This window comes from Paenibacillus sp. FSL H8-0079 (genome assembly GCF_037991315.1).
Taxonomy (GTDB): domain Bacteria; phylum Bacillota; class Bacilli; order Paenibacillales; family Paenibacillaceae; genus Paenibacillus.
Map to the genome: position 1 here is coordinate 4,818,615 of NZ_CP150300.1, position 12,195 is coordinate 4,830,809.

General features: G+C 46.6%; 9 protein-coding genes. 2 read left to right on the forward strand and 7 right to left on the reverse strand.

The annotated features are described in order from the left end of the window. Positions 1 to 121: 121 nt before the first annotated feature. The 6 genes from MHI06_RS21605 to hcp all read right to left on the reverse strand — a co-directional run bounded on the left by MHI06_RS21605 (position 122) and on the right by hcp (position 8,347). A complete protein-coding gene (locus MHI06_RS21605) occupies positions 122 to 1,147 on the reverse strand; it encodes an NAD(P)/FAD-dependent oxidoreductase (protein WP_340402162.1) in 1,026 nt (341 codons plus the stop codon). Positions 1,148 to 1,153: 6 nt separating this feature from the next. Then, positions 1,154 to 2,170, reverse strand: coding sequence for an ABC transporter substrate-binding protein (locus tag MHI06_RS21610; protein WP_340399046.1), 1,017 nt, complete (start codon positions 2,168 to 2,170; stop codon positions 1,154 to 1,156). A gap of 102 nt (positions 2,171 to 2,272) precedes the next feature. After that, positions 2,273 to 3,898 carry an AraC family transcriptional regulator gene (locus MHI06_RS21615; protein WP_340399047.1) on the reverse strand — a complete coding sequence of 542 codons (1,626 nt, stop codon included), beginning with the start codon at positions 3,896 to 3,898 and terminating at the stop codon, positions 2,273 to 2,275. A gap of 228 nt (positions 3,899 to 4,126) precedes the next feature. Then, positions 4,127 to 5,530 carry a PTS transporter subunit EIIC gene (locus MHI06_RS21620; RefSeq protein ID WP_340399048.1) on the reverse strand — a complete coding sequence of 468 codons (1,404 nt, stop codon included), beginning with the start codon at positions 5,528 to 5,530 and terminating at the stop codon, positions 4,127 to 4,129. Between the two features lie 217 nt (positions 5,531 to 5,747). Beyond that, positions 5,748 to 6,869 carry a tocopherol cyclase family protein gene (locus tag MHI06_RS21625; protein ID WP_340399049.1) on the reverse strand — a complete coding sequence of 374 codons (1,122 nt, stop codon included), beginning with the start codon at positions 6,867 to 6,869 and terminating at the stop codon, positions 5,748 to 5,750. A gap of 185 nt (positions 6,870 to 7,054) precedes the next feature. Then, positions 7,055 to 8,347 (reverse strand): hydroxylamine reductase, encoded by a 1,293-nt coding sequence (hcp, locus tag MHI06_RS21630; RefSeq protein WP_340399050.1) that lies wholly within the window; start codon positions 8,345 to 8,347, stop codon positions 7,055 to 7,057. Positions 8,348 to 8,425: 78 nt separating this feature from the next. On the opposite strand from hcp, the gene MHI06_RS21635 reads away from it, so the two are divergent. Continuing rightward, complete coding sequence (locus tag MHI06_RS21635) at positions 8,426 to 8,800, forward strand: hypothetical protein (RefSeq protein ID WP_340399051.1); 375 nt, start codon at positions 8,426 to 8,428, stop codon at positions 8,798 to 8,800. Positions 8,801 to 9,014: 214 nt separating this feature from the next. Then, entirely contained in the window at positions 9,015 to 11,666 is a 2,652-nt protein-coding gene (locus MHI06_RS21640) for a cation-translocating P-type ATPase (RefSeq protein ID WP_340399052.1), read from the forward strand. 65 nt (positions 11,667 to 11,731) lie between these two features. Here the strand turns inward: MHI06_RS21640 and MHI06_RS21645 are convergent, their stop codons facing one another. Continuing rightward, complete coding sequence (locus tag MHI06_RS21645; RefSeq protein ID WP_340399053.1) at positions 11,732 to 12,115, reverse strand: VOC family protein; 384 nt, start codon at positions 12,113 to 12,115, stop codon at positions 11,732 to 11,734. Positions 12,116 to 12,195 lie beyond the last annotated feature (80 nt).

Genomic DNA, 12,195 nt, shown 5'->3' on the forward strand with positions numbered 1-12,195 from the left:
CTTCAACTTGTATTTCATTTCCTTACTGCACCATTCTATTAAAAAAAGCCCGACGCAAGTTCGAGGAAATCTCGACGTTGTTCGGGCTTCTTTAGATTGCCTTCCATCCGTACAAACCTATCTACGTATTGGAGAGCGCTTTGTTTTTCTCATAGAACCGGGCATTGTGAGAAGATACACCCGCCATATCGGAAGCAGAAGGTTCCAGATATGTCTTGGCACTGTTGACTGCGAGCACCGCATCGTTAAAAGCACCTGCGATCAGCCTGACTTTGCTTCCATAAGTGATGAAATCACCTGCTCCGAATATGCCTGGAATGTTGGTACGCATGCGCTGATCAACGGATACGCCGTAATCTTCCCGCGCCAGTCCCCATTGCACGAGGTTACCAAAATCACGATCATACCCATGGCTTACGACGACTTCATCCACCTCAACTTGTGTGATTTCACCGGTTTCTACATGGGCCAACTCGACACGATCTATTTGGTCACCTGTACCGTATAAGCGTGAGATACTATATGGCGTCATGACGTTCGCTTGAGCTTTCATCTGGGCAACAGGCGACTCATGTCCGGTAAATTCATGACGCCTGTGGGCTACCGTAACTTCACTTGCTATTTTGCCCATTTCATTCGCCCAGTCGACTGCGGAGTCACCACCACCCGAGATCAGAACACGCTTCCCGGCAAATCGGGATAGATCAGTTACGGTATAGTGCAGATTCGTCAGCTCATACCGATTGGCACCCTCGACATCCAACTTTTGCACCTGAGTCATGCCTCTGCCCGCACATAACAGGATGGTACGTGTGTAATGACGCTCGCCTGTTTTGGAAATCAGTACAAATACACCATCCTCACGTCGTTCAAGCTCGGCAATTTCCTGCCCAAACACAATCGTTGGATCGAACGTTCTCGCCTGTCTCTCCAGTGATTCAATCAGTTTCTCACAGCGAATCGGATCAATCCCACCTACATCCCAGATCAGCTTCTCCGGGTATGTCCGCATGAATCCACCCAGTTCCTGTTTGGCTTCAATGATCTTGGTGCGCATCGCTCTCATACCACTATAAAATGAGGCATACATGCCAGCAGGCCCACCACCAACGATGGTAATATCGTAGATATCCAATTGTGTCTCCATCGTCATTTAAGGCACCAACTTTTCAACAACGTAGTCCATCAATTTTACAGAACCAATCGGACCCACACCGGATACGAATTGGCTTGTCTTCAACGGGAAGACATGATCATTCTTCACAGCCTCCAGATTCGCCCACACCTGGCTTGCTTTCAGATCTTCCATAGATTTCTTCGTGTCATAACCTACGAGGGTTCTGTCTTCCAGGAAAATATAATCCGGATTCATCTCAGGCAAGAATTCCAGGGAGAACTGGCTAAACCAATCTGTAGAGTCTTTGATCGCTTCAGGACTATTCAGGCCCAGGATATCATAGAAGAAGACACTGCTGCTTCCTCCTTTGGGACCCATGAAACGGTAACGATTGTGCTCTACCCGGAGAACCAATACCGTCTTGTCTCCAAGGGCTGCCGCAATTTTCTCTTTCGCTTGTGAAGCTTTCTCGTCGAATTCGGCCAGTACTTTGGCAGATTCTTCGGTCTTATCGAATATGGCACCCAGCTTCGGCATAGCACGCTTCATTTCACTGTTGGCATCCACAGCCACCGTTGGAGCGATTTTGGACAACTCGTCATATACGCCCTGCTCCATACCTTCTCCAGCGGTAAGGATCATATCCGGTGACAAGGCAAGCAACTGCTCATAGTTATATTGATATTGCTCAACTTCAATGATCTGAACTCCGTGTTCTTTCAAATAATCAGGGCGGTATTCCGCTTCAACCTCCGGAGTTAACAAGACGATTTGGGGTGTGATACCCATCTCAATCAAATACTCCGCATAGATCGAATCGAACACAAGCAGATTTTGAGGATGGGTCGGAATCGTTACTTCTCCGAACTGATCCTGCACCACCTTAGTCGCACTTTCATTCGCTGCTTCTTCCGTTGTACTTGCTTCTCCTTCAGTCTGGGTACTTGATGTTCCAGCTGTAGTGTTCTCTTCAGTAGTTCCACCGGAACATGCCGCCAGCATAATACTGATCACCAACAGCATAATGCCCAACCCTTTAAATCTTCGTGACATGATATACTTCGCCCCTTATATATGTTGATAATGATAATTATTATCAAATAGTATCAAATAAGAAGTGTTGCTTCCATAGCATATCGTGCGCATTCAGTTGGATTATTGTGCTATCTCATGAAGAGGTTCCGTAAGATTGCGAATGATCTGATTGAGAATCAGGGCATGTCCCGTAATTCCGTGGCCGTCTACCCACAGATGGGTATCTACGTAAAATACCCGATTATTTTTTACAGCCTTCAACTCGTTCCATTGTGGACTCTCCCATAGTTTCCTCATATTCTCTTCAGCACTGAAGTGCTGCATGATGCGCTTCTCCACAAAAAGATAATCGGGATTGGCTTGTGTCAGCAGATCAAGCGAACACGGGTTAAACCAGGCTGTACCTGGTTGCAGTACTTGCGGCAGTGCTAATCCAAGCTGTTCATATAACAATTGTGATACCCCGTGTGAATGCCCCCCCAGATATCGATAACCAAATGCTTCTACCCTCAGCAGCATGACTGTGGATGCGGATTGAATGATCGGTTGCAACTGTTGCTTCGCTACACTGACTTCGTGTTTCATCTGCTGATGCAGTCTATGAGCCTCTTCTTCTTTATAAAACCAGGCTGCCATTTGATTGAGCATTGGTTCTACATCTTGATGAAGTCCGGTTAGAATCGGTGCAATTGTGCGCAACTCCCTTTTGACCTCTTCCGTCAATACGTTTCCTATCAACATCTCCGGTTGAACTTGTCGAACAAGTTCTATCTCCACCTCATACTGTGTAACCTCCAGCATCTGCACTCCGTGCGCTATAAATTGTTCATGGTGATGTGGGGACAGCAGGATTGGGGTGACCACTACGGCATGGGGGATGACACCCAGATGAATCATAATTTCTGCACAGATTGGAGAAAGTGATACGATCTTTCGCTGCGTCATCGTCTGCCTATATATCTTAGGTGATACGCCAGTCAGTTGTTTGAAGCGTCGGCTAAAATAATGAGCATCTTCAAATCCAGATTTTTTGGCAATATCCTGTGAGGTTGCATCTGTTAATAACAGTTCTTCCTGCGCACGGTAGATCCGGTAGTGTGCCAGATAATCCAGAGGTGGCTTACCATATCGTTCACTAAATTTGCGGGAATAATGCCATGGACTAATACCGGCGATCTGAGCTAACTGTGTACGTGTTATGACCTGATCATAATGCTGCTGCATGTAGTCAATGGAGCGAAGTATACCGTGTTCTGGCTTCAACTCGTCATCCGGCTGTTTCCGATATAGATTACTTAACAACTCATATAACAAATGCTGATTGCCAACCCTTTCTGCACTCTGATCCTGTGAATGCACTTCACTCCAATGCTGAATGATACTTGCCAAACCTCCACCGGACAGTTGCACTTTCTGATACGCCTCTCCTGACGGTAACCGCCATTCGAACTTCTCAGCTTCCCGTCGCTCATGCAGCACCAAATATGTATCGAACTGAACATGCCAGCCTGCCAAATCCAGATTACCACCTTCAATGACCTCCATTACGGAGTTCTCTTCGAGCGCAATTAATTCTCCAAAGGAGACATGAACTCGGTGTCCATTTATATTCCAGACCGCTTTTCCATCAATAATAAATATCAAGGTGTGACTGAAAAAGTGGTGCAGTTCGCCTTTTGTTATCCATGCATTGGTTAATGCCTTCGTCGACTTCCACTGAGCGATCCATTCCATGTTGTCAGACATATCGTTATCCTTTCAAGGGGAATAATCATCCCGATTTATACATTTCACTATATCAAAATATATGACAACTCCATAACCAACAAGCTATGGCTTGAATAAAATGGAGGACAGCTATTATACATTTCATACTTGTATTCTTCAGATAAAAAACAAAAAAAGCCCGTACCATCAGGTACAAGCTCTTTCTTACAACTTTAATACTACTTTTTCAAAAGTACGTTCTACGTATTACTCGATGCTAGCTTTCGGTGCTGCCTGTCCCGATTTCTGTCCTTTTCCTGCCATCCAATACGTCAGTCCACCAGAGACAACGAAAGCAATAACCACACCAATACAGGTGTGTAACAGATTCAGGCTCCCCTCTTCGATGAAGAGCGGGAGGCTGACCAAGCTCGGATTGCCAACGATAGCGAAAGCCTTGACAGATAACAACCCGAAGTACAGTCCACCCGCTGCTCCACCCAGCAGTGCCGAGTAGAAAGAGGATCTCTTTCTCATGTTGACCGCATACAATGCAGGCTCTACGACTCCCAGGAGTGCTGTTCCAGTAGCCCAGAAAGCCAGTCTTCTGGATGTTGGCTCTTTCGAGCGCAGACCGTTTGCGAGCGAGGCCCCTGCTTGTCCAATAATCGCCACCATCATAGCAGCAATCACCATGGAACCACCATCCATAACCATTTCATTAATTATGATGGCAAGTACCCAGTAGTGTAATCCCATAACTAACATCAGCGAGAAGACCGCTCCCAATAACATTATCGTCACCACTGGAGCGTTAGCTAACAGTGAATCCAATGCCTCTGGCAGATATTCATCGACCCAGGTGCCGACTGGACCGAGGATCATTAAGACCAGTGGGACAAGAATCAATAACGTCAGGAATGGTGCAACCATCCCTTTGGAGAATTTTGGACTTATTCGTTGAACGGCTTTTTCCAGATAGGCCGCTGCACAGATCGTTAGAATGACCCAGATGGCAGTAGTGTAAAAAGCCGGCTGGGACACGAGTGGCAAGCCCAGTAAATGGACGTCTTGTTCACCTGACATCATCATGGTCATCTCCGGATGGAACATCAATCCGCCAATAGATGCTGCAACATAGATATTGCTTTTCAACCGATACGCTGTGCTGATTGCTACCAGTACAGGCAGTAGATAAATCACACTATTTCCAATGATCCTGAATATCGTAAAGGTCTGACTGTCCATCAGTGCAGAAGAATCGGCTGAACCGTAAGTATCCATTAACGTAATTATAGCGAGTAAAATCTTAATTACGGCGGCTCCGAGAATCGCAGGCATCAAGGGCCGAAACACATCGGATACAAAATGTAAGATCGAGAACCTGTTCTTCTTCGCGTGTCCTGCTTCCTGCAATGCTGTTCCTTCCGCTGCCCCCACGCCCTGAAGCGCATTGTAGATCCGGGAAGATTCATCTCTTATTGCCAGATGACACTGCTCACCTGTTACCCGAATATCTGCCACAACATCTGTGGAGGCAAGAACCGACATGTTCAATTGGGTACTGTCCTTCAGTACCAACGTCGTTGTACCCTTATTGTGTTCTACGAGCTTGATGTTCTCCTTGCCACCTGCGAGTTTCAACCAATCTTCAATCTGTGTGTCATGCATTATGTACAATCTCCTCATGTTACGGTAAACCCGTGTTTTGTGATGTGATACGTTCTAATATGCCTCTATCTATATAGACATTTCCACGAAAAAACTTCAATAGGATAATAAAACTAATTTTCCTTACATTTCATGTTTATTTATACAAGGTATATGGACCTACTAAGGTCGAAAAGCAAAAAAGCCTACTCGTATGTAGGCTCTTCTCCATCTTTATTTATAAGTCATACTCGCCGTATTCACAGCCGACATTCGCGGTCATCAGATGATCGATAAGTATCACCCTGCCCTGCTGCTTTTTATACAATTTGATCTCTCCCCGCCCGGTTCCACCATTCCACAGCCGATTGTGAAGTTTCTTCCCGTTCGGAGCTTCGTAATTCACCAGCAGCATCTCGTTCTTCGGACATGAAATATCAATCTGAATGGCGTATCCGCTATTTTGCGAGGACACGTTCCAGACAATCTCATCATCGGTTTCATGGCAGTCGAACTTTGTGCGGGTAAACGTCCAGAATTTGGAGAAATTGAATTCATAGCTCTGACCCTCATAATAAAAATCAATCAACAACTTGCGATCCAATGGAACGCCAAACACTTTGGGTTTACCTCCTCCTACATCAAAAACGGAGTTTTCCAGCCGTCTGCCACTGATCTTGCTTATCAGATTACAGCTACTGAGCCAGACCCAAGGGCTTGTAAAATCCCCACCCCAGTTTTTATCCGCATATCCATATGAAGTTTTAGGGGAAATAGTATAGGTCACACCATCCAGTATGACGGTTCCCTCATATTCCGTCTTCATTCCTTCCGCGTGCCAGAACATCTCAAAGGCATTCATCGCCCGAAACATACTCGCGGCACCATATCCAACATGGAATGCAACCTGCTTGTCGATCTTAAGATCCCAGCTCATCTGCCCACTATCGCTCATATACTCCGGGTGCTTCTCACCTTCTTCCTTCGATAGGGCTACCGAGCCCTTCATGCTTGTTTCGGATAACGTACAATCTCCTACAACCAAATCAAGCTGGTCCGAACGCATCTTCATATGATCGATACCATAGAATCGGTGGATTTGTTTCGCATTTTCGCCCCAATGCCCCGCCTTGATCATGACATACGAAGGCTTGTTCGTTGTGCCCGGCAGCTGTCCAAATACGGGGTGTTCTCCACCCAACGCAGGGTTAATAATAAAATACTCAATAAAAAATGATTTTTCTTCCCCTGTCTGTTCATTCTTGCCTGTAAAAGAGTGCCACCACCAATCATAACCTCTAGATGCCAGAGGTCCTTTCTCCAACATGTATCGATTTCTGCGCTTGTCCTGTTTATTCATATGGGATGACCGCCTTACGGAGGGATTGATTTCGTTTTACAATGTACTAGTGATGTATACCGCTGTTGATCCCATCCTAACTGAAGAACTTATCATGTGCAATAATACGCTCCATGTTGTATCCTCATAGCAAAGAAGTCGTGCTACGCACGACTCCCTATATACTTTACTGTATCCTTTTCCCCTTATGACAGTGCCAACATCGCGTTCATATCTTCTTCTGCCGTTGTAATTAACTTCAGACCAAACATATCCACGAGCACATCCAAGACACCTTCCGATATGAACTCAGGTGGTTTCGGTCCAATCCGAATGTCCTGAATGCCGAGGCTGAACAGGCCGAGCAGGATCGCAACTGCTTTTTGCTCAAACCATGACAGTACGATGCTGACAGGTAATTCATTCACAGTACAGCCAAAAGCATCCGCCAAAGCCATGGCAATCTTCACCGTGGAACCGGAATTATTGCATTGACCCAGGTCGATATAACGCGGTATGCCGGTGTCTCCAACCGTACCATAATCCACATCGTTGAAGCGGAACTTACCACAGGATGTCGTCAGAATAACGGTGTCATTCGGCAACGATGTAGCCAATTCACGATAGTAGTTGCCACCTTTGCCTGGTGCATCACAGCCTGCAATAACGAAGAATCGACGGATATGACCGTCTTTCACCGCCTGAATAATCTCGGGCGCAAGTCCGATCACCGTCTCGTGATGGTATCCTGTCGTTAAGACTTGCTCGGACTGTACATTAGCCGCTGGTAGTGACAATGCACGTTCAATCAGAGGTGAGAAGTCATCCTCTGTAATTTTGGCAACGCCCTCCAGACCCGCCACTTCGTATGAGAAAAAGCGGTCAGCATATGTGCCTTTGATCGGCATGACACAGTTGGTCGTTGCGAGAATAGCACCCGGGAATTGTTCAAACAGTCTACGCTGATCGTACCAGGCTTTACCGATATTACCCTTGAGATGGGCATATTTCTTCAGCGCCGGATAACCGTGCGCAGGCAACATTTCCGAGTGGGTATAGATGTTGATTCCTTTCCCTTCGGTTTGACGAAGCAACTCCTCCAATGCATACAGATTATGCCCTGTCACCACGATACATTGTCCTTCGATCTGGTTCTGACTAACCGTAATCGGTTGCGGTACACCAAAGCGGTCCGTGTGCGCACGATCCAGCACGTCCATAATGCGGATTGCTGCATTACCAACCTTCATCGTCATCTCCAGATGTTCTTGTACATTAAAATTCGAGTTCGTTAATGTCATATATAATGCCTCATGTGTAATCCGATCCACCTCAGGATCAGAATATCCCAACTGGCGTGCGTGTGTTGCATAAGCAGCGATGCCTTTTAACGCAAAGATCATCGTATCCTGCAAACTTGCGATCGTTTCATTTTTGCCGCATACCCCAACGACGGTACACCCGCCACTCGGCGTCTGTTCGCACTGATAACAAAACATAATGGGTTCCCCTCCAAACATAGATTAAACACGCTTCGTTATGAAATAGCGTAACAGACCCCGATAGGAGCGAGTGTGATGGTGCACACAGTTTCCGATCCAACATCTATATTTGGTTCTCTGACTGTGTATAGTCAAGAGAATTTCAGAGGATTACGAAGAGTATACCGTGGTAACTTGGGTATTGCCGATGTCGATTCTGTCCTAACCGGAATTGAGAGCCTGCGATTCTTCTCGACGAATCCGAACGCCACACTTGTGCTGTTTGATCGGTCACGCTTTCGTGACAATTTCTATATATTGCGGGGAAATCGCAGCATTCGCGAACTGGATGATATCCTCAGAAGAGGTGACGTGGAGTCATTAATCGCTACGAATCAGCGGTTAACAGCCGCTCAGGTTCGCCGAATCCAGCGTACAGGAAACCTGCCTCCAGGTTATCGTCTGATCTAAACTTTTCCCATTGTTATAACCAGTTCTAAGTTCCATTCCAGTGATGTCTGTTATGTCTGTGCATCACTGGAAATAATAACATTGGAAAAGAAGCATATCTCGGCTCATTCTGAAAAATACTGTGTACATAAAAAATATGGAAATGAAACGATTCTAGATTTTGCCCGTAAGGGTAATACACAGAGAGAAATCTAATATTCAAGGAGCTGGTCAATTGCAACATTACAGACACAGTGCAGAGGAAACCCTTCAGGATGTGCAGAGTTCCTCCAAGGGACTCACGACCTCCGAAGCTGCTAAGAGACTTGAAACGGCAGGATATAACGAGTTAAAAGGCAAAGATGCAACGCCTGTCTGGAAACTGTTCCTCGAAAATTTCAAAGATCCGATGGTCATCGTGCTGCTGATTGCAGCCGCTGTACAGGTTGTACTTGGACATCTGATTGAATCATTGATCATATTCCTGGTTATTTTGCTCAACGCGGTAATCAGTGTTGTGCAGACCAAAAAAGCGGAGAGCTCACTCGACGCGTTGAAACAAATGTCTGCACCCGAAGCCAAGGTCATCCGTGACGGCCAGAAAAAGACCATTCCAGCAAGGGAGCTCGTTCCCGGTGATATTGTTATGCTGGACGCAGGCGATTATGTCCCGGCTGACGGGCGTATTCTGGAATCAGGCAGTCTGAAAATCAACGAAGGTATGCTGACCGGAGAATCGGAAGCTGCGGAAAAACACGCGGATGCTATCCCGGATGAAGCGCCCATTGGAGATCGTCGCAATATGGCCTTCAGTGGTTCACTGGTTGTATATGGACGCGGCATGCTTGTCATTACAGGTACGGCACTCAAAACCGAAATCGGCAAAATCGCCGAACTAATTGAAAATGCCGAAGCCAAGAACACACCACTACAACGCAAGTTGGAATCATTCAGCAAAAAACTGGGCTTTTTCATCCTTGGCTTGTCGATTCTCATCTTTGCCATTGAAGCTGGTCGTGTGTGGTTGACCGAAGGTACGGAAAATATCGGACCATCCATCGTGAATGCACTGATGTTTGCTGTAGCTGTTGCGGTTGCTGCCATTCCTGAGGCGCTATCCTCCATTGTGACCATTGTATTGTCACTCGGTACGAACAAGATGGCCAAACAACATGCGATCATTCGCAGACTGCCTGCCGTTGAGGCGCTCGGTTCTGCCAGTATCATCTGTACGGATAAAACAGGAACACTAACTCAGAATAAGATGACTGTCGTTGATTATTACATTCCCCATGGCACCAAAGACGAATTCCCCGATGATCCCGATCAGTGGTCGGAAGAGGAACGACGTTTGTTACATATTGCAGTGCTCTGCAATGATTCGAATATTAACCAGGAAGGCAAGGAACTGGGTGACCCCACCGAAGTGGCCCTCATTGCCTTCAGCAACCGGGTGAACAAGGATTACAATGAAATCCGTGACCAGTTCCCACGTGAAGCCGAGCTGCCTTTTGACTCGGATCGAAAGCTCATGAGTACGGTTCATACGTTTGAAGGACAGACGGCTTTGCTGACCAAAGGTGGACCAGATGTGCTGTTCAGTCGCTGTAGTCATGTGTTTATTAACGGTGAAGTTCAGCCCCTCACGCCCGAGATTCGCACACAGTTTGAAGAAAAAAATGAAGCCTTCTCCAAACGTGCCTTCCGTGTGCTGGCCTATGCGTATAAAAAATTCGATGATAAAAACCAAGTCACCATTGATGACGAGCATGATCTGACACTGGTTGGCCTGACAGCGATGATTGACCCACCGCGTGAAGCGGTATATGGCTCTATTGAAGAGTCCAAAAAAGCGGGCATTCGCACCATCATGATCACTGGAGATCACAAAACGACGGCTCAGGCCATCGGTGTGGATATCGGACTTGCCGAACCGGACGATCTCGCCATTACCGGCGCCGAGCTGGACAAAATGTCCGATGAAGAGCTGGATCAACAACTCGAACACATCTCGGTTTACGCAAGGGTATCTCCTGAAAACAAAATCCGGATTGTTCGTGCATGGCAACGCAAAGGCAAAGTTGCAGCCATGACCGGAGATGGAGTTAATGACGCGCCTGCGCTGAAACAAGCCGATATCGGCGTAGCGATGGGTAGCGGAACAGATGTCGCCAAGGATGCGGCTGCCATGATTCTGACGGATGATAACTTTGTCTCCATCGTGAATGCGGTAAGTGTCGGGCGGATGGTATTTGATAATATCAAAAAAGCCATCGCATACCTGTTCGCCGGTAACCTCGGCGCGATTATCGCCATTTTGTTTGCCTTGATCGTCGGCTGGGTTAATCCTTTTACGGCGCTTCAGCTGCTGTTCATCAATCTGGTGAACGACTCCCTGCCTGCTATTGCCTTGGGTACCGAAAAGCCCGAGCCAGATGTCATGCGACGCAAACCGCGTGATATCAACGAAGGCATCTTCGCAGGCGGAACCCTGCAAGCTGTAATTACGCGTGGTGTCCTGATTGGTGCGGCTGTTATTGTGTCCCAATATATCGGACTTGGCATCTCGGAGGAAATCAGTGTGGCTATGGCATTCACAACCCTGATTCTGGCACGCAGTCTGCAAACATTTGCAGCACGTTCCAACACACAGACGATCTTCCAGGTGGGCTTCACGACTAACAAACTCGTGCTCGGTTCCATCCTGGTGTGTCTCTGTCTCTATGCAATCACACTGATTCCAGGTGTACGCGGCGTCTTCGCCATCCCGGATACGTTCGGCTGGAATGAGTTCCTCATCGCAGGCGGACTCGCTCTTGCTGCCGTCATTCTGATGGATGTCATCAAGTGGATTCGCAATCGAGGCAAACAAGTTACTGCGGCATAAAAGTCATAAGTATACATGATGCACAAACAGGCGCCCGTGATCGGTGCGCCTGTTTGTGTATCTAATTATCCCTGTTTGATGCCAAAAGCGATCCATCGTCCATCGATATCCTCGATCACAAACTCCTTGTTATTATAGTCTGTATGATTGAGGACTCGTACGATTTTCACATCTGCGTTGATCAATTCCTGTTGAAGCTCTTCCTGATTCTGGGTAATAAAATATGCATCATATCCATAGCCATATAATTCTCTGTTGGGTACAACTTTCTGTCCATTGCTTTGGGTTAAAATAATCTCGGTTAGATCACGATACAGGCAGATATGAGGTTCCGTGGCATCGAGATATTCGACCACCCGAAAGCCCATCTTTTCTTCATAAAACTGTGCGGTTCGCTTCATATCAAGCGTCGGAAATACGCTGTGGGACATTAATAATGTATGAGTCATCGGTATAATCCCCTTCATTTTCAGTATGCTATTATGTGTTGCTGTTTCTAATGCTGTTATGTATGTTCAATGATCATTTT